A 25,654-nucleotide genomic window follows, 5' to 3' on the forward strand; every position below is an offset into this window, starting at 1 on the left:
GTTACGTAGCAAAAGCCCCGTAGGACGGCCTCGCGTCCTGGTGAATTGCGTTGGTCAGGGCCGGTTTTTGACCGTGGTTCCGCTGTCCAGGCCGCTTTTGGCGGCGTTCGCGACTATAGCAGCAATGATTAAGTGCTTCAATTCCATAAAAAATTGTTATTATCCGCGCCATGACGACTACTGCCCCCTCGACTCCAGGCGTTCAACTGCTTGAGGTCTCGCCGGAATATGCCGGCCAACGAATCGACAATTTCCTCCTCGCCCGGCTCAAAGGCGTGCCCAAGACTTTGATTTACCGCATTTTGCGCAAAGGCGAAGTGCGAGTGAACAAGGGTCGGATCAAGCCCGAATACAAGCTGCAGGCTGGCGATATCGTGCGCGTGCCGCCGGTTCGCGTGCCTGAGCGTGACGAACCGGTGCCTTTGGCCCAAGGCCTTTTGCAGCGTCTGGAAGCCTCGATTGTCTACGAAGACAAGGCTCTGATTGTGATCAACAAGCCCGCCGGGATTGCGGTTCACGGTGGCAGCGGCCTGAATTACGGTGTTATCGAAGCCTTTCGTCAGTTGCGCCCCGATGCCAAGGAGCTCGAGCTGGTCCACCGCCTCGATCGTGATACCTCCGGTCTGCTGATGATCGCCAAGAAGCGCAGCATGCTGCGTCACTTGCATGCCGCGTTGCGCGGTGACGGTGTCGACAAGCGCTACATGGCCCTGGTTCGCGGCAATTGGGCGACCTCGATCAAGCAAGTCCGTGCGGCGCTCGGCAAGAGCAATCTGCGCTCCGGTGAGCGTATGGTCGAGGTCGACGAGGAGGAGGGCAAGGAGTCTGTGACCGTGTTCAAGGTCCTGCGTCGCTTTGGCGATTTTGCCACTTTGATCGAGGCCAAGCCGATTACCGGTCGCACGCACCAGATCCGCGTCCACACGTTGCACGCCGGACACTGCATTGCCGGTGACACCAAATACGGCGATGACAATTTCAGTAAGGAAATCCGTGATCTGGGCGGCAAGCGCCTGTTTCTGCACGCCTACATGCTGACCGTGCCGCTGCCCGACGGCGGTGAGCTCAAGTTGCAGGCGCCGGTCGATGAAATGTGGGCCAAGACTGTGGAGCGATTGAGTGCGCCCATCTGATTACAAGCTGCTGATTTTTGATTGGGACGGCACGCTGGCCGATTCCATTCATCGGATTGTCGAGGCGATGCACTCGGCGTCCGGGCGTTCAGGTTTCGAGTTGCGTGATGATTTTGCCGTCAAAGGCATTATCGGTCTGGGCTTGCCCGAGGCGATCCGCACGCTGTATCCCGAAATCAGTGATGCCGAAATGACCTTGTTCCGCGAGTATTACGCCGATCACTACATCGCTGCAGAAGCCGTACCTTCGCCGTTGTTCGAAGGCGTCGTCGAGTCGATGGCGTCCTTTCGCGAGCAGGGCTATCACCTGGCTGTCGCGACCGGCAAGAATCGTCGCGGGCTGGATCGGGTGCTCAAGGCCAATGGCTGGGAAGATTATTTCGATATCACCCGTGCTGCCGATGAAACTGCAAGCAAGCCGCACCCTCTGATGCTGGAGCAGATCCTCGCTCACTGCGGTGTGCGTGCCGAGCAGGCGCTGATGGTCGGTGACTCGTCCTTCGATCTGTTGATGGCGCGCAATGCGGGGATGGATTCGGTGGCGGTCAGCTATGGCGCGCAATCGATCGAATCTCTGCAACAGTTCGCGCCGCGACTGTCGATCGACCATTTTTCCGAATTGCATGCCTGGCTGGGGCAGCAGGCTTAATACGTTTTTGCTGGGGTGGATGGCATGACCGACGAATGGAAAGCACCGGCCAAGGCAACTGCCGACGACGGTGATGCGAAAAGCTGGAAGTTGCTGGAAAAGACCCTGCTGGCCGGCGTGCAGGAGCAGCGTCGTTCGCGCCGCTGGGGCATCTTCTTCAAGCTGTTGACCTTTATTTATCTGTTTGTTGCGTTGATTCTGTTTACGCCGTTGATGGATATGGAGAAAAGCGCCACGCGCAGTGGCAACTACACCGCATTGATCGACGTTACCGGCATGATCGCTGATAAAGAACCTGCCAGTGCCGACAATATCGTAGGTAGTCTACGCGCGGCGTTTGAGGACAAGAAGGTCAAGGGCGTAATCCTGCGCATCAATAGTCCGGGCGGCAGTCCGGTGCAGTCGGGTTATGTGTATGACGAGATCAAGCGCCTGCGCGGTCTGCATCCCGACACCAAGCTGTACGCGGTGATTTCCGACCTGGGCGCTTCCGGTGCCTATTACATTGCCAGTGCAGCGGATCAGATCTATGCCGACAAGGCCAGTCTGGTGGGTTCCATTGGTGTGACGGCAGCCGGTTACGGCTTTGTCGGCACCATGGAGAAGCTTGGCGTCGAGCGTCGCACTTACACCTCTGGCGAACACAAGGCGTTCCTCGACCCGTTCCAGCCGCAGAAGCCGGAAGAGACGGCGTTCTGGCAAAGTGTCCTGGATACCACGCACAAGCAGTTCATCAACAGCGTCAAGCAGGGGCGTGGCGATCGACTGAAGGACAAGGAGCATCCGGAGCTGTTCTCCGGACTGGTCTGGTCGGGTGAGCAAGCGTTACCGCTGGGCTTGATCGATGGCTTGGGCAATGCGAGTTCGGTGGCGCGTGATGTGATTGGCGAAAAAGAGCTGGTGGACTTCACCGTTCAGGAATCGCCGTTCGACCGCTTCTCGAAGAAGCTTGGAGCAAGCGTTGCCGAAAAACTGGCAATGTGGATGGGTTTCAACGGCCCGTCGTTACGCTGATCGAATGCTCCAAGAAAAACCGGCCTGAGGGCCGGTTTTTTGTGGGTCAGGGAATCTGTACGCCTTCCGCCAGCAGCATGTCGATCAGGCGAATAAGCGGCAGGCCGATCAGGCTGGTGGCGTCCGGGCCTTCGGTGGATTGAAACAGGCTCACGCCCAGTCCTTCGGCCTTGAAGCTGCCGGCGCAGTCGTAGGGCTGCTCGGCGCGCAGATAGCGCTCGACGCGGGCCTGATCCAGTACGCGCATGTGCACGGTGAAGGGCACGCAGTCGACCTGGCAGTGGCCGGTCTGGCTGTTGAGCAGGGCCAGTCCAGTGAGGAAGGTCACGCTGGAGCCGCTGGCGGCCAGCAGCTGCTCGCGGGCGTTTTCGAAGGTGTGTGGCTTGCCGATGATGCGCTCGCCGAGTACCGCAACCTGATCGGAACCGATGATCAGATGAGCGGGATGGCTGTCGGACAGGGCTCGGGCCTTTTGTTCGGCGAGGCGCTTGACCAGCTCGATTGCCGACTCATCCGGGTGGTGGCTTTCATCGATATCCGGCGAGCTGCAGACGAACGGCAGGCGCAGGCGGCTGAGCAATTCCCGACGATAGGTCGAGCTTGAAGCGAGTAATAAAGGCAGCATTCGCATCTCCAGAGGCAGGCGACAGATTCTAGCGGAGCCGCGCAAGTGACGGACAGGGCACAATTTCCTTTGACATGGGTGGGTGCATCCCTATAATGCTGCGCCTATGTTGAATGACCCGATTCCACCTCACGTTGACCCGCGCAAATTGGCTGACCGTGGCACCACCCTCCAAGGTGAACTGCTGCTGGCCGATTTGAAGAGACTCTGCGACCCGCTTTCCGACGATGTCGGTACGGTGCAGGCCAAATTCGTTTTTGAACGAGATGAACGTAAATCTGTGGTGGTCCACAGCTTTATCGACACCGAAGTCAAAATGGTTTGCCAGCGTTGTCTTGAGCTGGTCACCCTGCCGATCCACAGCGAATGCAGTTACGCTGTAGTGAAGGAGGGTGCGAATACCCAGTCGTTGCCGAAAGGTTATGACGTGCTGGAACTGGGCGAAGATCCATTGGATCTGCAGTCACTGATCGAGGAGGAGCTTCTGCTCGCCTTGCCCATTGTGCCTGCTCATCATCCGGAAGAATGCCAGCAGCCGGCGGGAGCAGATGAGCCCGAACCGAGCGAGGACGAGGTAACGCGGTCCAACCCGTTCAGTGTATTGGCGCAGTTAAAGCGTGACCCAAACGTTTAGGAGTTAATCAATTATGGCTGTTCAGCAGAACAAAAAATCCCGCTCTGCCCGTGACATGCGCCGTTCGCACGACGCTCTCGAGGCTAGCACCCTGTCTGTAGAAAAAACCACTGGTGAAGTTCACCTGCGTCACCACGTATCGCCAGAAGGCGTATACCGTGGCCGTAAAGTGATCGACAAGGGCGCTGACGAGTAATCACTTGTCCGCTCAAGTCATCGCGATTGACGCAATGGGCGGGGACTTCGGTCCCCGCAGCATTGTTCAGGCCAGCCTCGCTTGCCTTTCTGCTACACCCTCGCTGCACCTGACCCTCGTCGGTCAACCCTCCCTTCTTGAAGAATTGATCAACGGCCAGTCGGCTGCCGATCGCGCGCGCTTGACGATTGTTCCGGCGTCCGAAGTCATCACCATGGACGAAAAACCTGCCCAGGCCCTGCGTGGCAAGCCGGACTCGTCGATGCGTGTCGCCCTCGAGTTGCTGCGTGACGGCAAGGTCCAGGCCTGTGTCAGTGCCGGCAACACCGGTGCCTTGATGGCTCTGTCGCGATTTGTGCTCAAGACCCTGCCGGGGATTGATCGTCCGGCCATGGTCGCCGCGATCCCGACTCAGAAGGGCTATTGTCAGTTGCTGGATCTGGGCGCCAACGTCGATTGCAGTGCCGAGCATCTGTTGCAGTTTGCTGTGATGGGGTCCGTGGCGGCTCAGACGCTGGGCATTGCCCGTCCGCGCGTTGCGCTGCTGAATATCGGCACTGAAGACATCAAGGGTAATCAGCAGGTCAAGCTGGCTGCGACGTTATTGCAGGCTGCGCGGGGCATTAATTACATCGGCTTCATCGAGGGCGATGGCTTGTATCGCGGTGAGGCCGATGTGGTGGTTTGCGACGGTTTCGTCGGCAATATCCTGCTCAAGTCCAGCGAAGGCCTGGCGACCATGATCGCTGCCCGCATCGAGGCCCTGTTCAAGAAAAACCTCGCCTCCCGCGCTGTCGGTGCACTGGCGCTGCCATTGATGAAGCGTCTGCAGGCAGATCTGGCGCCGGCGCGACATAACGGCGCAAGCTTCCTCGGCTTGCAGGGGATTGTCGTGAAAAGTCACGGTTCGGCCGGGGTTCAGGGGTTTCAGAGTGCCATTCAGCGAGCGCTGATCGAGATACAGGAGAATCTTCCCGAGCGCCTGCACGGCCGTCTGGAGGATTTGTTGTCTTAGGCGTTTTCGTCGGACAATGCTTAAATGTGACCGCCCGGTTCAAAGGGCCATCCAACTGTCAGTTTCTTGCGTCCCTCTAGCGGGATGCCATTTTTCCGACGACAAGATCATTAGGGGCTTGTTACATGTCTGCTTCCCTCGCATTCGTCTTTCCAGGACAGGGTTCGCAGTCCCTCGGCATGCTGGCCGAGCTGGGCGCGCAACATCCACTGATCCTCGAAACTTTCAAAGAAGCATCCGATGCTCTGGGCTATGACCTGTGGGCGCTGACCCAGCAGGGCCCGGAAGAGCTGCTCAATCAAACCGATAAAACCCAACCGGCCATTCTGACCGCTTCGATCGCCCTGTGGCGTCTGTGGCTGGCGGAAGGCGGCGCGCGTCCGGCCTTTGTTGCCGGCCACAGCCTGGGTGAATACAGCGCGCTGGTCGCTGCGGGCAGCCTGAGCCTGGCTGACGCGGTAAAACTCGTCGAGCGCCGTGGCCAGTTGATGCAGGAAGCCGTTCCGGCCGGGCAGGGCGGCATGGCTGCCATCCTCGGTCTGGAAGATGCTGACGTGCTGGCAGCTTGTGCTGAAGCCGCGCAGGGTGAAGTGGTCAGTGCGGTGAACTTCAACTCCCCGGGCCAAGTGGTGATCGCCGGTGCCAAGGCGGCCGTTGAGCGCGCCATTGAAGGCTGCAAGGCTCGTGGCGCCAAGCGTGCCATGCCGCTGCCGGTCAGCGTGCCGTCGCACTGCGAGCTGATGCGTCCGGCCGCCGAGCGCTTCGCCGAGTCCATTGCTGCCATCGACTGGCAGGCGCCGCAGATCCCTGTGGTACAGAACGTCAGCGCTCAGGTGCCGGCGGATCTGGAAACCCTCAAGCGTGATCTGCTGGAGCAACTCTACAAGCCGGTTCGCTGGGTAGAGTCCGTACAGACCCTGGCCGCCAAAGGCGCGACCAACCTGGTCGAGTGCGGTCCTGGCAAAGTGCTGGCTGGTCTGAACAAACGTTGCGCCGAAGGCGTTTCGACTTCCAACCTCAATACCCCAGACGCTTTCGCTGCTGCCCGTGCAGCGGCTGTCTGAATCAGGAGAAGCTTGCATGAGTCTGCAAGGTAAAGTTGCACTGGTCACCGGCGCGAGCCGTGGCATCGGCCAGGCTATCGCACTGGAACTGGGTCGTCAGGGCGCCATCGTTGTTGGCACCGCGACTTCCGCTTCGGGCGCCGAGCGCATTGCTGCGACCCTGAAGGAAAACGGCATTCAGGGCGCAGGTTTCGAATTGAACGTCACCAGCGACGAATCGGTTACGAAGGTGCTGGCAAGCATTCAGGAGCAATTCGGTGCTCCGGTAGCGATTCTGGTCAACAATGCCGGCATCACCCGCGATAATCTGATGATGCGCATGAAAGACGACGAGTGGTACGACGTGATCGATACCAACCTGAACAGTCTGTATCGCCTGTCCAAGGGCGTTCTGCGCGGCATGACCAAGGCGCGTTGGGGCCGAATTATCAGTATTGGCTCGGTGGTGGGTGCCATGGGCAACGCTGGCCAAGTAAACTATGCAGCCGCCAAGGCCGGTCTGGAAGGTTTCAGCCGTGCCATGGCGCGTGAAGTCGGTTCGCGTTCGATTACGGTCAACTCGGTAACCCCAGGGTTCATCGACACCGATATGACTCGCGAGCTGCCTGAAGCACAGCGTGAAGCCTTGCAGACGCAGATTCCGCTGGGCCGTCTGGGACAAGCTCAAGAGATCGCGTCTGTGGTCGCTTTTCTTGCGTCCGACGGTGCGGCATACGTGACCGGAGCTACAATCCCGGTTAACGGCGGGATGTACATGTAATTCAAATGTGACGGATTGCTTCAAAAAAATGTCATACGAGCTGTCTAAAATCCGTTATAAAGCTGCAATCTATTTATAGGCAGAGGGCCGCAGGGTTTGAGGAGTGAAGCTTTCAGTTGAAAAGCTGAAAAGTCTTTCTATACACTTACCCACTGGCCAGCTGCCTGAATTTGTCCATTAGGAGTGAAAACAAGGTATGAGCACCATCGAAGAGCGCGTCAAGAAAATCGTTGCCGAGCAACTGGGTGTTAAAGAAGAAGAAGTGGTAAACACTGCTTCCTTCGTAGAAGACCTGGGTGCCGACTCCCTTGACACCGTTGAGCTGGTGATGGCTCTGGAAGAGGAATTCGAGACCGAAATCCCTGACGAAGAAGCTGAGAAGATCACTACTGTAGAAGCTGCAATCAAATACGTTACTAGCCACCAGGCGTAATAGTTTGTAATCGTTGCTTGCTGTCATGGAAAAACCGCACTGCCATCATGGCGTGCGGTTTTTTCTTTAGGCCTGATGCAAAGTCGTCATATGAAAAAGGAGAGTGCTGTGTCGCGTAGACGCGTCGTAGTCACCGGTATGGGTATGTTGTCGCCACTGGGCACGGATGTGCCGAGCAGTTGGCAGGGCATTCTGGCTGGCCGCAGTGGCATTGGTCTGATCGAACACACCGACCTTTCTGCCTATTCCACCCGCTTTGGCGGCTCGGTAAAGGGCTTCAATGTCGAGGAATACCTGTCGGTCAAGGAAGCGCGCAAGCTCGACCTGTTCATTCAGTACGGTCTGGCGGCCGGCTTTCAAGCCGTACGCAATGCCGGTCTGGAAGTCACCGATGCCAACCGTGAACGCATCGGCGTAGCCATGGGTTCGGGTATCGGCGGTCTGACCAACATCGAAGAAACCAGCCGCACCCTGCACGAAACCGGCCCGCGTCGGATTTCTCCGTTCTTTGTGCCTGGCTCGATCATCAATATGATTTCCGGTTTCCTGTCCATCCATCTGGGTGCACAGGGTCCTAACTACGCCATCGCCACAGCGTGTACCACCGGTACGCACTGCATCGGCATGGCGGCGCGCAACATCATGTACGACGAAGCCGACGTGATGATTGCCGGCGGTGCCGAGATGGCCGCGTGCGGTCTGGGCATGGGCGGCTTCGGCGCTTCCCGTGCGCTGTCGACCCGCAACGACGAGCCGACCCGCGCCAGCCGTCCGTGGGACAAGGGCCGTGACGGCTTCGTGCTGTCCGACGGCGCCGGCGCCCTGGTGCTTGAAGAGCTCGAGCACGCCAAGGCCCGTGGCGCGACCATCTACGCCGAGCTGATCGGCTTCGGCACCAGTGGCGACGCCTTCCACATGACTTCGCCACCCGCCGACGGCGCCGGTGCTGCACGCTGCATCACCAACGCGCTGCGCGATGCGAAGATCAACGTCGATCAAGTGCAATACATCAACGCCCACGGCACTTCGACCCCGGCCGGCGACCTCGCTGAAGCCAACGCGATCAAGTCGGTGTTCGGTGATCACGCTTACAAGCTGGCAGTCAGCTCCACCAAGTCCATGACCGGTCACCTGCTGGGTGCGGCGGGCGCGGTCGAGGCGATCTTCAGCGTGCTGGCGATCAACAGCCAGGTGGCGCCGCCGACCATCAACCTTGATGAGCCGGACGAAGGCTGCGACCTCGATTTCGTGCCGCATACCGCGCGCAACATGGACATCGATGTCGTGCTGTCCAACTCGTTCGGATTTGGCGGCACCAACGGTACGTTGGCGTTCCGTCGGTTCGCCGGCTGATGGACTGCTGGGTCGACGGTCTGCCGGCTGACGCTCTGTCGCTGAAAGATCGCGGCCTGGCTTACGGCGACGGTCTGTTCGAAACCATCGTCGTGCGAGGTGGCCAGCCGTTGCTGCTGGATCGGCATCTGACGCGTCTGGCCGACGGCTGTATGCGTCTGGCCATCGCGACGGACATCGAGCTGATTCGCCATGAGCTGCAATCCTATGCTGCCGCGATGGGCGAGGGCGTGCTCAAACTCATCCTCACCCGTGGCGACGGATTGCGCGGTTATGCGCCGGATCCTTCGGCGCAGGGTCGGCGCATTCTGCAAGGCAATCCTCCCGCCGCTTACCCGGCTGCCCACGCCGAGCAGGGCATTCGCCTTTTCCCGTGCAGCACGCGTTTGTCGATTCAGCCGTTGCTTGCCGGGCTCAAACACCTCAATCGACTGGAGCAGGTCATTGCCCGCGCCGAATGGCAGGACAGTGAGCATGCCGAAGGATTGATGCTCGACCAGGCCGGTCGGGTGATCGAAGGTGTGTTCAGCAATCTGTTCCTGGTGCGTGACGGTGCGCTGATCACGGCGGACCTGAAACGCTGCGGCGTGGCCGGTGTGATGCGCGCAGAAATATTGTTTCAGGCCGAGTCTCTGGGCATCCCCGTGCAAATCACCGACATCCCCCTCGAACAGCTGCAATGGGCTGATGAAGTCTTTGTCTGCAACAGCGTGTATGGCGTCTGGCCGGTACGCGCCTGTGCTGCTCTGAGCTGGCCGGTTGGCCCGCTCACCCGTAAACTGCAAACCATTGCCCGCGCGCTACTGGATGCCTGATTCGTGAGACGTAAACTTTTGCTGCTGCTGGAAACCGGACTGGTTCTGGCAGGGCTGCTGTTGGGCGCCAGCGCCTGGAAGATTCATTCGGCACTGGAGCAGCCCCTGAACATCACGCAGGAAGAACTGCTGGATGTGCCCAAGGGATCCACCCCGACCCGTACTTTTCTTGGACTTGAAGCCGATGGCGTCATCAAGGACGCGTTCTGGCTGCGGGTCTATTGGCGTTTCAATCTGGCCGGTACGCCGATTCACAGTGGTGAATACCGCATGCAGCCGGGCATGACCGTCAACGGCCTGATTGACCTCTGGAAGCGCGGCGATGTGGTTCAGTACAGCCTGACCCTGGTCGAGGGCTGGAATTTCCATCAAGTGCGCGCAGCGCTGGCCAAGGATGAAAAGATCGAGCAGACCCTCAATGGTCTGAGTGACAGCGAGGTCATGGCCAGAATCGGTCACAAGGGCCTGTTCCCTGAAGGCCGCTTCTTCCCTGACACCTACCGCTTCGTGCGCGGTGTGACCGATACCGAACTGCTGAAAAAGGCCTTCGACCGCCTCGACGAAGTGCTGGCCAAGGAGTGGGAAAAACGCTCCGCCGACGTGCCTTACACCGAGCCCTATCAGGCCCTGATCATGGCGTCGTTGGTAGAAAAGGAAACCGGCGTGCCTCAGGAGCGTGGCCAGATTGCCGGCGTCTTCGTGCGGCGTATGGCGCTGGGCATGCAGTTGCAGACCGATCCGACGGTGATCTACGGCCTGGGCGACCGCTACACCGGCAAACTGACCCGCGCCCATCTCAAGGAAGCCACGCCTTACAACACGTACATGATTCCGGGGCTGCCGCCGACGCCGATCGCCATGGTCGGGCGTGAAGCCATTCACGCCGCACTCAATCCGGTGGATGGCACCAGCCTCTACTTCGTTGCCCGGGGCGATGGCAGCCACGTGTTCTCCGATGATCTGGACGCGCACAACAACGCGGTGCGCGAGTACCAGCTCAAGCGACGCGCGGATTACCGCTCGAGCCCGGCGCCGACGAACGCGCCCGAAGCCGCTCCGGCAGCCGGGGAGGCGATACCTGCCGCCTCACCCGATACCGCACCGGAATCGTCGCCGCAGCCACCTGCTCAAGCGCCTGCGCGGACGCAGGAATCGGAAGCCTCCTCTCCCCAAAACACGCAATGACTTTGATTAAGGACTGCCTGTGACTGGCTTGTTTATTACCCTGGAAGGCCCGGAAGGCGCCGGCAAAAGCACCAACCGCGAATACCTCGCCGAGCGCCTGCGCGCCGCCGGTATCGAAGTGGTGCTGACCCGCGAGCCCGGCGGTACGCCGCTGGCCGAGCGCATTCGTGAGGTGTTGCTGGCCCCGGTCGACGAAGTGATGAACCCGGACACCGAGCTGCTGCTGGTGTTCGCCGCCCGTGCCCAGCATCTGGCTGAAGTCATTCGCCCGGCGCTGGCCCGTGGTGCGGTGGTGTTGTGTGACCGTTTCACCGATTCGACTTACGCCTATCAGGGCGGTGGTCGCGGCTTGTCGCTGGAGCGCATCGCGGCGCTGGAGACTTTCGTGCAGGGCGACCTGCGTCCCGACCTGACGCTGATTTTCGATCTGCCGGTGGAAATCGGCCTCGCTCGCGCCAGCGCTCGGGGTCGTCTGGATCGTTTCGAGCTGGAGGGCCGTGAGTTTTTCGAGGCCGTGCGCAGTGCATTCCTCAAGCGCGCCGAAGCTGATCCGGCGCGTTACGTGCGGATCGACGCCGGTCAGCCGCTGGCCAAGGTTCAACAATCGCTGGATACCCTGATTCCGAACTTGCTGGAGTTGAGCCGTGGCTGAGGCCTATCCGTGGCAGGACAGCCTCTGGCAGCAACTGGCCGGTCGCGCTCAGCACGCTCACGCGTATCTGCTGCACGGGCCGGCCGGGATCGGCAAGCGCGCGCTGGCCGAGCGGCTGATGGCCAGCCTGCTGTGCCAGCGTCCAACGCCTGAAGCCTGCGGCGAGTGCAAATCCTGCTTGCTGCTCAAGGCCGGCAGCCACCCGGACAATTACATTCTTGAGCCCGAAGAAGCGGACAAGGCGATCAAGGTCGACCAGGTGCGCGATCTGGTCAGTTTCGTGGTGCAGACCGCGCAACTGGGCGGTCGCAAGGTGGTGCTGATCGAGCCGGTGGAGTCGATGAACATCAACGCCGCCAACGCTTTGCTCAAGAGCCTGGAAGAGCCGTCCGGCGATACCGTGCTGTTGCTGGTCAGCCACCAACCGAGCCGGTTGTTGCCGACCATCAAGAGCCGCTGCGTGCAGCAGGCCTGTCCGCTGCCGAGCGAATCCATGAGTCTGCAGTGGCTGGCTCAGGCACTGCCGGAATGTTCCGAAGACGAACGGGTCGAACTGTTGACCCTGGCCGCCGGCTCGCCGTTGGCCGCTGTCACGTTGCAGGGGCAGGGCGTGCGCGAGCAGCGCGCGCAGGTGGTGGAAGGCGTGAAGAAGCTGCTCAAGCAGCAGCAATCGCCGACGCAACTGGCCGAGGAGTGGAAAAGCATTCCGATGCTGCGTCTGTTCGACTGGTTCTGCGACTGGTCGAGCCTGATCCTGCGCTACCAATTGACTCAGGATGAAGCAGGCCTCGGCCTGACCGACATGCGCAAGGTCGTGCAGTATCTGGCGCAGAAAAGTGCCCAGGCTAAAGTGCTCGATATTCAGGACTGGATTCTCGCCCAGCGCCAGAAAGTCCTGAGCAAGGCCAACCTCAATCCGGCGTTACTGCTGGAAGCATTGCTGGTGCAATGGGCGAGCTTGCCTGGTCAAAGATAAGAATGTGTACCTAGACTCTGAAGATCAGCAGTGGAGGTCAACATGAATGAACCTGTCAGTCCGGGGCCGCGCAACGGCATTTTGTCCCTGACCATCAAGGACAAGTCGGTCCTTTACGCCGCCTACATGCCGTTCATCAAGAACGGCGGCCTGTTCATCCCGACCAACAAGAGCTACAGGTTGGGCGACGAGGTGTTCATGCTGCTGAACCTGATGGACGAGGCAGAGAAGATTCCGGTGGCCGGCAAAGTGGCCTGGATCACCCCCAAAGGCGCCCAGGGCAATCGCGCAGCCGGAGTCGGCGTGCAATTCAATGATGGCGACAACACCGCGCGCAGTCGCATCGAAACTCATCTGGCCGGAGCGCTGAAATCCGACCGTCCCACTCATACGATGTAAGTTGCAGTCCTTTTTATGCTCGTAGATTCCCATTGTCACCTTGATCGCCTCGACCTCGCCGTTCACGACGGTTCTCTGGATGCCGCCCTGGATGCGGCCCGCCAGCGCGGAGTCGGGCACTTCCTGTGCATCGGCGTCAGCGCCGACAACGCGGCCGATGTCAAAGCCCTGGCCGAGCGTTACGACGACGTCGATTGTTCGGTCGGCGTGCATCCGCTGGATGTGCAGCCGGGCGCGGCGCCGGCGCTGGACTGGCTGCTGCACGAGCTCAATCACCCGAAAGTGGTGGCGATCGGCGAAACCGGTCTGGACTACCACTACGAGCCGGAAGCGGCAGAGCTGCAGCAGGAATCGTTCCGTCTGCACCTGCAAGCCGCGCAGCAGACCGGCAAACCGGTGATCATCCACACTCGTGGCGCCCGTGCCGACACGCTCGAGCTGTTGCGCGAAGCCGCGTTGCCCCAGGCCGGCGTGCTGCATTGCTTCACCGAAGACTGGGATATGGCCAAGGCAGCGCTGGACATGGGTTATTACATTTCCCTGTCGGGCATCGTCACCTTCCGCAATGCCGATGCGCTGCGCGATGTGGCGAGCAAGGTTCCGGCCGATCGCCTGCTGGTGGAAACCGATTCGCCTTACCTGGCGCCGATCCCGTATCGCGGCAAACCGAACCTGCCGCAATACGTGCGGGAAGTGGCAGAGTTTCTGGCGATGCTGCGCGGCGAGAACTACGAGCGCTTTGCCGAGCAGACCACCGAGAACTTCAAGCGACTGTTCCCGCTGGCGAATGTAAAAGCCTGAATCGCAGGCAAAAAAAACCCGGGTTCTGGGGGGTGAATCCGGGTTAAGACCATTAGGAGTAAAACAAAGGCACGCGGTCCCTTGGTACCTTTACCGGCGCGACACTTGGGGGAGATGTCGCCCGACAGTTCAAGTATTGATCAGTCTGGCGCCGAGTCCAGTTGGCCGGCCGGGGTTTTTAAACAAATTTGGAATACGTTCGCTTCGGTTATGTTCTCATTCCCCCCGAAACGTTCGTGAAATGAACAAGAAACACAGATATGGTCGGATGATCCGTGCATTTTTGCGCAAGTTAGGCATAATACGCGGCTTCGAATTTTGACCCCTACAGACCTTTTCTTATGCACAAAGAACCTCGTAAGGTCCGTGAGTTTCGTCGCCGCGAGCAAGAAATTCTCGATACCGCGCTCAAGCTGTTCCTCGAACAAGGTGAAGACAGTGTCACCGTCGAGATGATTGCTGATGCCGTGGGTATCGGCAAAGGCACGATCTACAAGCACTTCAAGTCCAAGGCCGAAATCTATCTGCGCCTGATGCTCGATTACGAGCGCGACTTGAACGAGCTGTTGCATTCGGCCGATGTCGACAAGGACAAGGAAGCGCTGTCCCGTGCCTACTTTGAATTCCGCATGCGCGACCCGCAGCGCTATCGCCTGTTCGATCGCCTGGAAGAGAAGGTGGTCAAGGGTAATCAGGTGCCTGAGATGGTCGAGGAGCTGCACAAGATCCGTGCCTCGAACTTCGAACGCCTGACGCTGCTCATCAAGGGCCGCATCAGCGAAGGCAAGCTCGAAGACGTGCCGCCGTACTTCCACTACTGCGCATCCTGGGCGCTGGTGCACGGCGCGGTGGCGCTGTATCACTCGCCGTTCTGGAGCAATGTGCTGGAAGATCAGGAAGGTTTCTTCCAGTTCCTGATGGACATCGGCGTGCGCATGGGCAACAAGCGCAAGCGCGACCCTGAAACGCCGAGCAGCTGAATCATTCAGTTGCCTTATGCGCCGTGTTTTTCGCTACATGGCGCAGTACCGCAGGAATATACTCAGGCATAGGGCTTGCTAAAACTTGAATTGTGAGTCAAGTTTTAGCCGCTCGATTTTCCATCGCCGGAGTGCTTCATGATCGTTGACCGTCAAGGCAGGCGTTTTCGCAATTTGCGGATCAGTCTGACTTCAGCCTGCAATTACGCCTGTACCTACTGCGTGCCCAACGGCAAGCGGCTGGTGGCTGCGCAGGATGAACTGTCGGCCGAGGCCATGGCACGTGGCGTGGCTTATCTGATCGAAGCCGCCGGCATCGAGCGCCTGCGCATCACTGGTGGCGAGCCGCTGGTCAGTCCCAAACTCGAATCTTTCATGAGCGCCGTCGGCAAGATGGGTCTGGAAGACATCAGCCTGACCACCAACGGTCAACTTCTGGCGAAAAAACTTCCGCTGCTGGTCGATGCCGGCCTGCGACGCCTCAACGTTTCCCTCGATACCCTGGACGCCGGCGCGTTCCGCAGCATTGCCCGTGGCGGCGATCTGGCCACCGTGCTGGATGGCATGGATCAGGCGGCAGCGGCGGGGATGAAGATCAAGGTCAACATGGTGCCGTTGCGCGGGCAAAACCTCGACCAAGTGATGCCGCTGCTCGATTACTGCCTCGAGCGCGGCTTTGAGCTGCGCTTCATCGAACTGATGCGCATGGGCCACCTGGCCACCGATTCCAACGCCTTCCTGCAACAGTTCGTCAGCTTGCAACAGCTGCTGAGCCTGATCGGTGAACATTACGAGTACGCGCAAACCGACGCGCCGGTGGACGCCACGGCGGTTCGCTATGCGATTCCCGGTCGGGGCAACTTCGGCGTGATCGCCAACGAGAGTGTGCCGTTCTGCCGAACCTGCTCGCGCCTGCGTCTGTCGTCCACCGGATGGCTGCATGGCTGCCTGTCGTCGAGCAACCGCCACTACGTCGGTGACCTGCTCGACAAGCCGCGTCATGAGGCGCTGCCAGCGTTGCAGCGACTGCTGGTCAAGGCGCTGGGTGACAAGCAGGAAGTCGCGTTCTCCGGCGGCGCGACCGTCATGAAGATCATCGGCGGCTGAGCCCGGTTTAGCCACAAAGTCTTATTTCAAAGCGGATACCTGCACATTTCCAAGGACTGGCGCAAAAGCTGCATCCTACGGCCATTCGCCGGTTTTCCGTCACCGGCTTCTGGAGGATTAGGATGCGTAGCCTGGTTTTGCTGCTGGCCGTTTTGGCGCTGGGCGGCTGTATGACTGTCAGTGACATGGCCGAAGGGACTCGCTACCAGATGAGCGACGCTGGGCTGCTGGATCACAGCGACAGCCGTCGCGTAAACAATTTCCGCATTCAGCCGGATTCGTTTATCTACATCGCACAAGGCTCGTTCGCGCCGCCGGGTGGTTCTTACCCGCGTCCCAATGTCGTCGCCGAAGAGGCCTTCAAAGGCTTCGTCGAATACTTCCCGATGGTCCGCCGCGCCCGAGCGCCGGAAGGCCTCGACCAAGCGATGGGCGAAGCCCGCGACGCCGGTGCCCACTACCTGCTGTACACCCGTTTCGCCAAGGCTGACGACCGCATCGGCAACTCCGATGAGTGGCTGGATCAGGAAGCCGTGGATCGCCTCGGTATCGACGGCGGCGTGATTCAGATCATGTTGATCGAGACCAGCACCCAGTATTTGATTGATACTGCACGGATCAAGAGTCGTGGCGGTTTACTGACGTTCCACGACAACAAGCCCGAAGACCTGATCGGCCCACCGCTGGCGCAGTACGCGCGCAGCCTGTTGGGCGTCGGGGACCAGTAATTCAAGGAGTACGCCATGAGTGGCCCGCAAAAAGCCAATGACCTGCTGGGGCAAATCCCCAAAACCAAAGGCTTGCCGCCGGTGCACTTGTGGAACCCGGATTTCTGCGGCGATATCGACATGCGCATCGCCCGCGACGGCACCTGGTACTACCTGGGCACGCCGATCGGGCGCAAGCCGATGGTCAAGCTGTTCTCCACGATCATCCGCCGCGACGGCGATGATTACTTTCTGATTACTCCAGTGGAGAAAGTCGGAATCAAGGTCGATGACGCGCCATTCGTGGCGATTGCCGTCGAGGTGGAAGGCGAGGGTGAGGCGCAAGTGCTGCGCTTTACCACCAATGTCGATGAAACCACCGAGGCCGGCGCGGAACATCTGATCCGCGTCGAGATCGACCCGGTCACTCAAGAACCTGCGCCTTACGTGCATGTGCGCACCAACCTCGAAGCGCTGATTCACCGCAACGTGTTCTACCAATTGGTCGAGCTGGCAGTCAGCCGTGAAATCGATGGGCAGCGTTGGCTGGGCGTCTGGAGTGGCGGCGAGTTCTTCCGCATCGGCCTCGAACCTTAAGACAAACCGCAGTCTGTGAAAGCAGGCTGCGTTTTTTTGTCGTTGACTCTCAATCATATGATGATTAGCGTAGGCACCCACAGCGAACGGCTTCGGGGTTTCCATGTCGAGCAGTTTTCACGCATCAACGGTTGACTGGCTGGGCGCCTGGATTGCTGCCGGCCAGGTGAAACCGGGGCAGGCAATCAAGGTCGAGGCCGATCTGGGCGAGCAGCTCGGGGTCAGTCGCACCGTGATCCGCGAAGCCATCAAGACTCTGGTCGCCAAAGGCATGCTCGAAGTCGGGCCGAAAGTCGGTACGCGAGTGTTGCCGATCAAGCGCTGGAACCTGTTCGATCCGCAAGTCGTGGGCTGGCTGTCGCGCAGCGGCCTGCCGGAAAACTTCGTCGATGACCTGCTCGATCTGCGCCGCACCATCGAACCGATGGCGGTGCGCTGGGCCTGCGAGCGGGCGACCGTCGAACAGGTGCAAGCCGTGCAGCAGGCTTACAACGCGCTGGAACGGGCCGTGGACAGCGGCATCGATTACAACCGCGCCGACCAGTTCTTCCACGAATGCATTCTCGCCGCCAGCCACAATCAATTCATCGAGCAAATGGTGCCGGCCCTCGGCGCGCTGCTTGCCGTGTCCTTCGAAGTGTCCGCAGCCGACCCCGACGAATTGCGCCGCACCTTACCCATCCACAAAGACATGGCCGACGCCATCGCCGCCCGCGATGCCGCGCGCGGGGTGTGGGCCTGCATGACCCTGATCGACAATGCCGACCTGGCCATCAAGCGGTTTTACCCGCAGGTGATGGCCGACAAGAAAGCCAGCTGACAAAAACAACAAGACAGGAGGTTGCATGACGTGGACTGCGGTGACAGAGCATCGGGCGCAACTGGGCGAGGGCCCGTTCTGGGACGCACCGACCCAGGCACTGTACTGGGTCGACATTGCCGGCAGGCAGGCGCTGCGGCTGATCGGGCAGAACGTGCAGATCTGGCAGATGCCGGAGCACGTCTCGGCGTTCATTCCCTGCGCCAGCGGCGACGCACTGGTGACCCTGAGCAGCGGCGTCTACCGGCTCGATCTCGATTCCCCCGGACTCGAGCCGCGACTGACGCTGTTCTGCGTCGCCGATCCGCAACCGGGCAATCGCGCCAACGAAGCACGTTGTGATGGCCAGGGCCGTTTGTGGCTCGGCACCATGCAAAACAACATTGGCGGGCAGGGCGAGGATCTGCCGATCATCCGTCGTTCCGGCGGGCTGTTCCGGATTGATCCGGATAAAAGGGTCACACCCTTGTTACGGGGGCTGGGCATTCCCAACACGCTGCTCTGGAGCGACGACGGCACCACGCTGCTGTTCGGCGACAGCCTCGACAGCACCTTGTACCGCTATTTCATTCACACCGACGGCAACCTCGACACTGCCCAGCCTTGGTACAGCGCCGATCAGCACGGTGGCCCGGACGGTTCGGCGATGGACGCCGAAGGCTACGTGTGGAACGCCCGCTGGGACGGCAGCTGCCTGCTGCGCCTTACACCGGATGGCCAGATCGACCGCAGGATCGAGCTGCCGATCAGCCGCCCGACCAGTTGCGTGTTCGGCGGTGCCGACCTGAAAACCCTGTACATCACCAGCGCTAAAAGTCCGCTGAATCACCCGCTGGACGGCGCCCTTCTGTCTTTGCGAGTGGACGTCGCCGGAAAGCTCTGTACGCGATTCGCTGGTTAAATCCCAAAATATGGGATGCAAAATTATATATTGAGATTATTTGGCGGTCGGGTTTATAGTCGGCTCCAGCAGTAACACGCACTCACACTTAAAAAGAACAAAACAGGTGAAGTGATGCAGCGAATTTTCATCGCACTCCACAGCGGAGTCAGCGCTTCGGGCCGTTTCGGTACTGCGGCGTGCGCGCGCCTGTTTTGTTCCACAAGCCTTCCAGACCGGACATCGTCAGATGCCCGGTTTTTTTATGCTTTCGAACAGGAGTCCTGATTCATGGCTGAACCTCTGTCCCTGCCACCGGTGCCCGAGCCACCGAAAGGTGAGCGCCTGAAAAACAAGGTTGTGCTGCTGACCGGTGCCGCTCAAGGCATCGGCGAAGCAATCGTCGCGACCTTCGCCTCGCAGCAGGCCAAACTGGTGATCAGCGATATCCAGGCCGAAAAGGTCGAGAAAGTCGCCGCCCACTGGCGCGAGCAGGGCGCCGATGTGCAGGCGATCAAGGCCGATGTATCGCGTCAGCAGGATCTGCACGCCATGGCCAAACTGGCCATCGAGCTGCACGGTCGCATCGATGTGCTGGTCAACTGCGCCGGTGTCAACGTGTTCCGCGATCCGCTGGAAATGACCGAAGAAGACTGGAAACGCTGCTTCGCCATCGACCTCGACGGCGCCTGGTATGGCTGCAAGGCCGTGCTGCCGCAGATGATCGAACAGGGTATCGGCAGCATCATCAACATCGCCTCGACCCATTCGACGAACATCATTCCCGGCTGCTTCCCGTACCCGGTGGCCAAGCATGGCCTGCTCGGGCTGACCCGCGCGCTGGGCATCGAGTACGCGCCGAAAGGCATTCGCGTCAACGCCATCGCCCCGGGCTACATCGAAACCCAGCTCAACGTCGATTACTGGAACGGCTTCGCCGACCCACACGCCGAACGTCAGCGCGCCTTCGATCTGCACCCACCGAAACGCATCGGCCAACCGATCGAAGTGGCAATGACTGCTGTATTCCTGGCCAGTGATGAAGCGCCGTTCATCAACGCCTCGTGCATCACTATCGATGGTGGTCGCTCGGTCATGTACCACGACTGACAAAAGCGAGTTTCAGGTGGAAAGGTACGCCTGAAATCCAATCATCATACGATATGACTATTGTCGTCATGATTAGCAGGAAACGCTTCGAACGCTTTAACGTTTTTCAAATAACGCTCAAGAAAAATAACAAGGAGTCTGCTTATGAAACGTCGTTTCGGGATTCGTACCCTGTGCAGTACCGCGCTGGCGGTCACTGCGTTCAGCCTGAGCAGTTCGCTGCTGGCCGCCGATCCGGTGAAGATCGGGTTTCTGGTCAAGCAGGCCGAAGAGCCGTGGTTCCAGACTGAATGGGCCTTCGCCGAGAAAGCTGCCAAGGACAAAGGCTTCGAGCTGATCAAGATCGCCGTGCCGGACGGCGAGAAAACCCTATCCGCTATCGACAGCCTTGCGGCCAACGGCGCCAAGGGCTTCGTCATCTGCCCGCCGGACGTCTCCCTCGGCCCGGCGATCATGGCCAAGGCCAAACTCAATGACCTGAAAGTGATTGCCGTCGACGACCGCTTCGTCGACGCCAATGGCAAGTTCATGGAAGACGTGCCGTACCTCGGCATGGCCGCCTTCGAAGTCGGCCAGAAGCAGGGTGCCGCCATGGCCGCCGAGGCGAAAAAGCGTAACTGGGACTGGAAAGACACCTACGCGGTGGTCAACACCTACAACGAACTCGACACCGGCAAGAAGCGCACCGACGGCTCGATGAAGGCCCTCGAAGATGCCGGCATGCCGAAAGAGCACATTCTGACCGCCGCTCTGAAAACCCTCGACGTACCGGGCAGCATGGACGCCACCAACTCGGCGCTGGTCAAGCTGCCGAGTGCGGCGAAGAACCTGATCATCGGCGGCATGAACGACAACACTGTGCTGGGCGGCGTGCGCGCCACTGAAGCCGCCGGTTTTGCCGCGGCCAACGTGATCGGCATCGGCATCAACGGCACCGACGCGATCGGCGAGCTGAAAAAGCCCAACAGCGGCTTCTACGGTTCGATGCTGCCGAGCCCGCACATCGAAGGCTACAAGACCGCCGAGATGATGTACGAGTGGGTCACCACCGGCAAAGAACCGCCGAAGTACACCGCAATGGACGACGTCACCCTGATCACCCGCGACAACTTCAAGCAGGAGCTGGAGAAGATCGGTCTGTGGAACTGACGGCAGCGGCGGCCCGGCCAGCCGGGCCGCTTGAACGGTGTGATGAGGTGGCTTAAATGCACGCGCAAGTACAGACACAAGAACACAGCGCCAGCGGCAGCCTGCGTTTCAACGGGATCGGCAAGACCTTCCCGGGCGTGAAGGCGCTGGACGGCATCAGTTTCGTCGCTCACCCCGGACAGGTTCACGCCTTGATGGGCGAGAACGGCGCCGGCAAATCGACCTTGCTGAAGATCCTCGGCGGTGCCTACATCCCGAGCAGCGGCGAGCTGCAGATCGGCGAGCGGACGATGGCCTTCAAGTCCACTGCCGACAGCATCGGCAGCGGCGTGGCGGTGATTCACCAGGAGCTGCATCTGGTGCCGGAAATGACTGTGGCCGAGAACCTGTTTCTCGGTCATCTGCCGGCCAGTTTCGGCTTGATCAATCGTGGTGCGCTGCGCCAGCAAGCCTTGGCTTGCCTTAAAGGCCTGGCCGATGAAATCGACCCGCAGACCAAGGTCGGACGCTTGTCCCTCGGCCAGCGGCAACTGGTGGAAATCGCCAAGGCGTTGTCCCGTGGCGCGCATGTGATTGCTTTTGACGAACCGACCAGCAGCCTCTCGGCGCGGGAAATCGACCGCTTGATGGCGATCATCGGCCGACTGCGCGACGAGGGCAAAGTCGTGCTCTACGTCTCCCATCGCATGGAAGAAGTGTTCCGCATCTGCGACGCGGTGACGGTGTTCAAGGACGGTCGCTACGTGCGCACCTTCGACGACATGAGCCAGTTGACCCACGATCAACTGGTGACCTGCATGGTCGGGCGCGACATTCAGGACATCTACGATTATCGCGGTCGCCCGCGCGGTGCCGTGGCGCTGAGAGTCGATGGCTTGCTCGGCCCGGGCCTGCGCGAGCCGATCAGTTTCGATGCGCACAAGGGCGAGATTCTGGGCCTGTTCGGGCTGGTCGGGGCAGGGCGCACGGAGCTGTTCCGGCTGCTCAGCGGTCTCGAACGCAACACCGCCGGACGCCTGGAATTGCGCGGCCATGAACTGAAGCTGCGTTCGCCCCGCGATGCGATTGCCGCCGGGATTCTGCTGTGCCCGGAGGACCGCAAGAAGGAAGGCATCATTCCGCTCGCCAGTGTCGCCGAGAACATCAACATCAGTGCGCGCGGTGCGCATTCCGGGCTCGGTTGCCTGCTGCGCGGGATCTGGGAAAAGGGCAACGCCGAGAAACAGATCAAGGCCCTGAAAGTGAAAACGCCCCACGCCGGGCAACAGATCAAATTCCTGTCCGGCGGCAATCAGCAGAAAGCCATTCTCGGCCGCTGGCTGTCGATGCCGATGAAAGTCCTGCTGCTCGACGAACCGACCCGGGGTATCGACATCGGCGCCAAGGCCGAGATCTACCAGATCATCCATAACCTGGCCGCCGACGGTATTTCGGTGATTGTGGTGTCCAGCGATCTGATGGAAGTGATGGGTATTTCCGACCGCATTCTGGTGCTGTGCGAGGGCGCCTTGCGTGGCGAAGTCAGCCGCGACCAGGCCAACGAATCCAACCTGCTGCAACTGGCTTTGCCGCGCCACCGCGCTGACGGCGTGGCGAACTGAGAGGTGACTATGATGACAACCCAAAACGAAACCCTGCCGACCGAGCGCAAACCTCTGGATATGCGGCGCTTCCTCGACGACTGGGTGATGCTGCTGGCGGCGGTGGGCATTTTTGTCGCCTGCACCTTGCTGATCGACAACTTCCTCTCGCCGCTGAACATGCGTGGCCTGGGCCTGGCGATTTCCACCACCGGGATTGCCGCGTGCACCATGTTGTATTGCCTGGCGTCGGGGCATTTCGACTTGTCGGTAGGCTCGGTAATCGCCTGCGCCGGGGTGGTGGCGGCGGTGGTGATGCGCGACACCAACAGCGTGTTTCTTGGTGTCAGCGCTGCGCTGGTGATGGGGCTGATCGTCGGGTTGATCAACGGCATCGTGATCGCCAAGTTGCGGGTCAACGCGTTGATCACGACGCTGGCGACCATGCAGATCGTCCGAGGCCTGGCCTACATTTTTGCCAACGGCAAAGCAGTGGGCGTGTCCCAGGAATCGTTTTTCGTGTTCGGTAACGGCCAGTTGTTCGGTGTGCCGGTGCCGATCCTGATCACCATCGTCTGCTTCCTGTTTTTCGGTTGGCTGCTGAACTACACGACCTACGGGCGCAACACCATGGCCATCGGCGGAAACCAGGAGGCGGCGTTGCTGGCGGGGGTGAATGTCGATCGCACGAAGATCATCATCTTCGCGGTGCATGGGGTGATTGGGGCACTGGCGGGGGTGATTCTGGCGTCGCGGATGACTTCGGGTCAGCCGATGATTGGCCAGGGTTTTGAGCTGACGGTGATTTCGGCCTGCGTGCTGGGCGGGGTGTCGCTGAGTGGCGGGATCGGGATGATCCGGCATGTGATTGCCGGGGTCTTGATTCTGGCGATTATCGAAAATGCGATGAACCTGAAGAATATCGACACGTTTTATCAGTATGTGATTCGTGGGTCGATTCTGCTGTTGGCTGTGGTTATCGACCGTCTCAAGCAACGCTAAGATCAAGAGCTCCCTCACCCTAACCCTCTCCCGGAGGGAGAGGGGACTAATTGGGGGATGCTTCAGAGATACATCGACCTGAAAGTGTATTGCTGAATCCATAATCGACTGGGTTTTTCAGGTTGATGTAGAGCGTGATACAGCTCGGTCAGTCCCCTCTCCCTCCGGGAGAGGGTTAGGGTGAGGGTGCTTTTGATTTTCCTCGCCTTCTGTCACCAACCCAAAATTTCCCTTGCCCGCTCCAGCCCGTTTCGGTTATCACTTTGTACATGATTAGACAGGTACGATTTGACAAGAAACAACGGGTGGTCGACGAGCTCGTCCGACGCATCGAAAGCGGCCTCATGGAGGACGGCTTTCTGTTGCCCGGCGAGCATCAGTTGGCTCAGGAATTCAACGTCAGCCGAGGCACGTTGCGCGAAGCCCTGGCTGAACTGAAGCGGCGCAATTACATCGCTACGCAAAGCGGGGTCGGTTCCATCGTCACGTTTGACGGCGTGGCGCTCGATCAGCGCAGCGGCTGGGCCCAGGCCCTGGCCGACAGCGGGGCGCTGATCAATACCGATGTGCTGCGCCTGGAAGCCGTGACCCGCGAGGATCTATTGCCGCGTTTCGGCTCCGATCAATTCATTCTTCTCGAACGTCGCCGCCGTTCCAACGATGGCACGGCGGTGTCCCTTGAACGCTCTCTGATGCCTGCCAGCGGAGGCCTGGAAAGCCTGCCGCGAGTGGGCTTGATCGATAACTCCTTGACCATCACCCTGGCCGCTTACGGCTACATCGGCGAGCGCGGCGATCAGTGGATCGGTGCCGAACCGCTCAACGCCGTGGATGCCGAACTGCTCGGCCGTCCGGAGGGCACGGTGTTCCTCAGGGCATTGCGCACCACCTACGACCGGCAAAACCGCTTTATGGAGCAGGTCGAAAGCCTGCTCGACCCGGTGCATTTCCGTCTGCACCTGCAATTTGGAGAATCGAAATGACCGCCCTCGACCGTGCCCTGGGCGCGTTTTACGGCCTGGCCCTGGGCGACGCGCTGGGCATGCCGACCCAATCCCTGAATCGCGAAACCATCAAGCAGCGCTTCGGCCAGATCACTGATCTGCAAGACGCCGGCCCCTCGCAGCCGATTGCCGCGAACATGCCCAAGGGCTCGATCACCGATGACACCGAACAGGCGATTCTGGTCGGCGAATTGCTGCTCGAAGGGCGCGGCCGGATCGAACCGGCGGTGCTCGCGCAACGGCTGATCGAATGGGAAGCCGAGATGCAGGCCAAGGGCTCGCAGGACTTGCTCGGCCCCTCGACCAAACGTGCGATCGAAATGATCCTCGCCGGCCATTCGCCGGAGGAGGCCGGGCGCTACGGCACCACCAACGGCGCTGCGATGCGCATCACCCCGGTGGGCATCGCGGCGGATGTCGCCGACCCCGAGCGCTTTATCGCGGCGGTGGTGCAGGCCTGTCAGGTCACTCACAACACCACCCTGGGGATTTCCAGCGCGGCGGCGGTGGCGGCGGTGGTCTCGGCCGGCATCAACGGTCTGGATCTGGGCGAGGCGCTGAACCTCGGCCAGCAGATCGCCCAGCAAGCGGAAACACACGGGCACTGGGTGGCCGGTGGGCGCATCGCTTCACGGATCAGTTGGGCGCGCAGCATCAGTGTCGAAAGCGACCCGGTGTTGCTCGCGGATCTGCTGTACGACGTGATCGGCACCTCGGTGGCGTCGCAGGAATCGGTCGTAGTGTCGTTCGCCCTCGCGCAGCAGGTCGCGGTCGGTGAAATGACGCCGTTCGATGCGCTGTGCATGGCCGCGAGCCTGGGTGGCGACACCGACACCATCGCCGCGATTCTCGGCGCCATGCTCGGGGCCTGCCTGGGCCTGCAGAGCTGGCCGGTGCCGATGATCGAGACGGTGAAGGCCGTCAATGGTCTGGAGCTGGAACCGTTGGTGACAGGGCTGTTGGCTTTGCGCTGATTGGACTGACGCCATCGCTGGCAAGCCAGCTCCCACAGGT

The 25,654-nt window shown here is 60.2% G+C and carries 29 protein-coding genes; 28 read left to right on the forward strand and 1 reads right to left on the reverse strand.

The genetic code is table 11. From position 1 onward, the window contains the following. Nucleotides 1-170: 170 nt before the first annotated feature. The 3 genes from rluC to sppA are packed head-to-tail and all read left to right on the forward strand — an operon-like array spanning nucleotide 171 to nucleotide 2,796. A complete protein-coding gene (rluC, locus tag ACTJK7_RS18175) occupies nucleotides 171-1,133 on the forward strand; it encodes a 23S rRNA pseudouridine(955/2504/2580) synthase RluC (RefSeq protein WP_011335441.1) in 963 nt (320 codons plus the stop codon). After that, a complete protein-coding gene (locus tag ACTJK7_RS18180; RefSeq protein WP_064383488.1) occupies nucleotides 1,120-1,782 on the forward strand; it encodes an HAD-IA family hydrolase in 663 nt (220 codons plus the stop codon). The genes rluC and ACTJK7_RS18180 overlap by 14 nt, the downstream gene beginning before the upstream one ends. A gap of 24 nt (nucleotides 1,783-1,806) precedes the next feature. Continuing rightward, nucleotides 1,807-2,796 carry a signal peptide peptidase SppA gene (gene sppA, locus ACTJK7_RS18185; RefSeq protein ID WP_011335439.1) on the forward strand — a complete coding sequence of 330 codons (990 nt, stop codon included), beginning with the start codon at nucleotides 1,807-1,809 and terminating at the stop codon, nucleotides 2,794-2,796. A gap of 46 nt (nucleotides 2,797-2,842) precedes the next feature. Here the strand turns inward: sppA and ACTJK7_RS18190 are convergent, their stop codons facing one another. Beyond that, on the reverse strand, nucleotides 2,843-3,421 hold the full coding sequence (locus tag ACTJK7_RS18190; RefSeq protein WP_108562972.1) for a Maf family protein: 579 nt from the start codon (nucleotides 3,419-3,421) through the stop codon (nucleotides 2,843-2,845). A 106-nt stretch (nucleotides 3,422-3,527) separates the two neighbouring features. On the opposite strand from ACTJK7_RS18190, the gene ACTJK7_RS18195 reads away from it, so the two are divergent. The 25 genes from ACTJK7_RS18195 (at nucleotide 3,528) to ACTJK7_RS18315 (ending at nucleotide 25,614) form a co-directional block, all read left to right on the forward strand. Then, on the forward strand, nucleotides 3,528-4,055 hold the full coding sequence (locus ACTJK7_RS18195) for a YceD family protein (protein ID WP_079304906.1): 528 nt from the start codon (nucleotides 3,528-3,530) through the stop codon (nucleotides 4,053-4,055). Between the two features lie 13 nt (nucleotides 4,056-4,068). Next, entirely contained in the window at nucleotides 4,069-4,251 is a 183-nt protein-coding gene (rpmF, locus tag ACTJK7_RS18200) for a 50S ribosomal protein L32 (protein ID WP_003179396.1), read from the forward strand. A 4-nt stretch (nucleotides 4,252-4,255) separates the two neighbouring features. Beyond that, nucleotides 4,256-5,266 carry a phosphate acyltransferase PlsX gene (gene plsX / locus ACTJK7_RS18205; protein WP_108562971.1) on the forward strand — a complete coding sequence of 337 codons (1,011 nt, stop codon included), beginning with the start codon at nucleotides 4,256-4,258 and terminating at the stop codon, nucleotides 5,264-5,266. Between the two features lie 125 nt (nucleotides 5,267-5,391). Then, nucleotides 5,392-6,330 carry an ACP S-malonyltransferase gene (gene fabD / locus ACTJK7_RS18210; protein WP_007950787.1) on the forward strand — a complete coding sequence of 313 codons (939 nt, stop codon included), beginning with the start codon at nucleotides 5,392-5,394 and terminating at the stop codon, nucleotides 6,328-6,330. A 16-nt stretch (nucleotides 6,331-6,346) separates the two neighbouring features. Continuing rightward, the gene (fabG, locus tag ACTJK7_RS18215; RefSeq protein ID WP_007950790.1) at nucleotides 6,347-7,090 is read left to right on the forward strand and encodes a 3-oxoacyl-ACP reductase FabG; all 744 of its coding nucleotides are present in this window, start codon (nucleotides 6,347-6,349) and stop codon (nucleotides 7,088-7,090) included. A 196-nt stretch (nucleotides 7,091-7,286) separates the two neighbouring features. Beyond that, nucleotides 7,287-7,523, forward strand: coding sequence for an acyl carrier protein (acpP, locus tag ACTJK7_RS18220; RefSeq protein ID WP_085655166.1), 237 nt, complete (start codon nucleotides 7,287-7,289; stop codon nucleotides 7,521-7,523). A 108-nt stretch (nucleotides 7,524-7,631) separates the two neighbouring features. After that, the gene (gene fabF, locus ACTJK7_RS18225) at nucleotides 7,632-8,876 is read left to right on the forward strand and encodes a beta-ketoacyl-ACP synthase II (protein ID WP_007908259.1); all 1,245 of its coding nucleotides are present in this window, start codon (nucleotides 7,632-7,634) and stop codon (nucleotides 8,874-8,876) included. Further along, nucleotides 8,876-9,691, forward strand: coding sequence for an aminodeoxychorismate lyase (gene pabC / locus ACTJK7_RS18230; protein WP_108562970.1), 816 nt, complete (start codon nucleotides 8,876-8,878; stop codon nucleotides 9,689-9,691). Before fabF ends, pabC begins: the two co-directional genes overlap by 1 nt. Before the next feature lie 3 nt (nucleotides 9,692-9,694). Then, nucleotides 9,695-10,876: an endolytic transglycosylase MltG gene (gene mltG / locus ACTJK7_RS18235; RefSeq protein ID WP_108562969.1), complete on the forward strand. Its 1,182-nt coding sequence runs from the start codon at nucleotides 9,695-9,697 to the stop codon at nucleotides 10,874-10,876. 19 nt (nucleotides 10,877-10,895) lie between these two features. After that, nucleotides 10,896-11,528 (forward strand): dTMP kinase, encoded by a 633-nt coding sequence (gene tmk, locus ACTJK7_RS18240; RefSeq protein WP_007950797.1) that lies wholly within the window; start codon nucleotides 10,896-10,898, stop codon nucleotides 11,526-11,528. Beyond that, entirely contained in the window at nucleotides 11,521-12,504 is a 984-nt protein-coding gene (locus ACTJK7_RS18245; RefSeq protein WP_064383479.1) for a DNA polymerase III subunit delta', read from the forward strand. The genes tmk and ACTJK7_RS18245 overlap by 8 nt, the downstream gene beginning before the upstream one ends. A 42-nt stretch (nucleotides 12,505-12,546) precedes the next feature. Then, nucleotides 12,547-12,903 (forward strand): PilZ domain-containing protein, encoded by a 357-nt coding sequence (locus tag ACTJK7_RS18250; protein ID WP_007908272.1) that lies wholly within the window; start codon nucleotides 12,547-12,549, stop codon nucleotides 12,901-12,903. A gap of 15 nt (nucleotides 12,904-12,918) precedes the next feature. Continuing rightward, complete coding sequence (locus ACTJK7_RS18255) at nucleotides 12,919-13,704, forward strand: TatD family hydrolase (RefSeq protein ID WP_064383477.1); 786 nt, start codon at nucleotides 12,919-12,921, stop codon at nucleotides 13,702-13,704. A gap of 341 nt (nucleotides 13,705-14,045) precedes the next feature. Beyond that, nucleotides 14,046-14,684, forward strand: a complete 639-nt coding sequence (locus ACTJK7_RS18260) for a TetR/AcrR family transcriptional regulator (RefSeq protein ID WP_007950805.1) — start codon at nucleotides 14,046-14,048, stop codon at nucleotides 14,682-14,684. Nucleotides 14,685-14,822: 138 nt separating this feature from the next. Beyond that, nucleotides 14,823-15,791: a GTP 3',8-cyclase MoaA gene (locus ACTJK7_RS18265; RefSeq protein ID WP_102686506.1), complete on the forward strand. Its 969-nt coding sequence runs from the start codon at nucleotides 14,823-14,825 to the stop codon at nucleotides 15,789-15,791. Between the two features lie 122 nt (nucleotides 15,792-15,913). Beyond that, the gene (locus tag ACTJK7_RS18270; protein ID WP_007950810.1) at nucleotides 15,914-16,519 is read left to right on the forward strand and encodes a DUF4823 domain-containing protein; all 606 of its coding nucleotides are present in this window, start codon (nucleotides 15,914-15,916) and stop codon (nucleotides 16,517-16,519) included. Nucleotides 16,520-16,534: 15 nt separating this feature from the next. Next, nucleotides 16,535-17,095 carry a DUF1285 domain-containing protein gene (locus ACTJK7_RS18275; protein ID WP_108562968.1) on the forward strand — a complete coding sequence of 187 codons (561 nt, stop codon included), beginning with the start codon at nucleotides 16,535-16,537 and terminating at the stop codon, nucleotides 17,093-17,095. 103 nt (nucleotides 17,096-17,198) lie between these two features. Beyond that, nucleotides 17,199-17,915, forward strand: coding sequence for a FadR/GntR family transcriptional regulator (locus tag ACTJK7_RS18280; protein ID WP_007950814.1), 717 nt, complete (start codon nucleotides 17,199-17,201; stop codon nucleotides 17,913-17,915). A 25-nt stretch (nucleotides 17,916-17,940) separates the two neighbouring features. Further along, nucleotides 17,941-18,816 carry an SMP-30/gluconolactonase/LRE family protein gene (locus ACTJK7_RS18285; protein WP_108562967.1) on the forward strand — a complete coding sequence of 292 codons (876 nt, stop codon included), beginning with the start codon at nucleotides 17,941-17,943 and terminating at the stop codon, nucleotides 18,814-18,816. A 270-nt stretch (nucleotides 18,817-19,086) separates the two neighbouring features. After that, nucleotides 19,087-19,905: an SDR family oxidoreductase gene (locus ACTJK7_RS18290; RefSeq protein WP_011335425.1), complete on the forward strand. Its 819-nt coding sequence runs from the start codon at nucleotides 19,087-19,089 to the stop codon at nucleotides 19,903-19,905. Between the two features lie 144 nt (nucleotides 19,906-20,049). Continuing rightward, nucleotides 20,050-21,054, forward strand: a complete 1,005-nt coding sequence (locus tag ACTJK7_RS18295) for a substrate-binding domain-containing protein (RefSeq protein WP_108562966.1) — start codon at nucleotides 20,050-20,052, stop codon at nucleotides 21,052-21,054. A gap of 56 nt (nucleotides 21,055-21,110) precedes the next feature. Then, on the forward strand, nucleotides 21,111-22,655 hold the full coding sequence (gene araG, locus ACTJK7_RS18300; RefSeq protein WP_108562965.1) for an L-arabinose ABC transporter ATP-binding protein AraG: 1,545 nt from the start codon (nucleotides 21,111-21,113) through the stop codon (nucleotides 22,653-22,655). A 12-nt stretch (nucleotides 22,656-22,667) separates the two neighbouring features. Then, on the forward strand, nucleotides 22,668-23,636 hold the full coding sequence (gene araH, locus ACTJK7_RS18305) for an L-arabinose ABC transporter permease AraH (RefSeq protein ID WP_011335422.1): 969 nt from the start codon (nucleotides 22,668-22,670) through the stop codon (nucleotides 23,634-23,636). Between the two features lie 269 nt (nucleotides 23,637-23,905). Further along, nucleotides 23,906-24,619 (forward strand): GntR family transcriptional regulator, encoded by a 714-nt coding sequence (locus ACTJK7_RS18310; protein WP_108562964.1) that lies wholly within the window; start codon nucleotides 23,906-23,908, stop codon nucleotides 24,617-24,619. Continuing rightward, nucleotides 24,616-25,614, forward strand: coding sequence for an ADP-ribosylglycohydrolase family protein (locus ACTJK7_RS18315; RefSeq protein WP_440780207.1), 999 nt, complete (start codon nucleotides 24,616-24,618; stop codon nucleotides 25,612-25,614). The genes ACTJK7_RS18310 and ACTJK7_RS18315 overlap by 4 nt, the downstream gene beginning before the upstream one ends. Nucleotides 25,615-25,654: the final 40 nt, after the last annotated feature.

This window comes from Pseudomonas sp. 22085, assembly GCF_052045815.1.
In the GTDB taxonomy this organism is placed as follows: Bacteria; Pseudomonadota; Gammaproteobacteria; order Pseudomonadales; family Pseudomonadaceae; genus Aquipseudomonas; species Aquipseudomonas glycinae.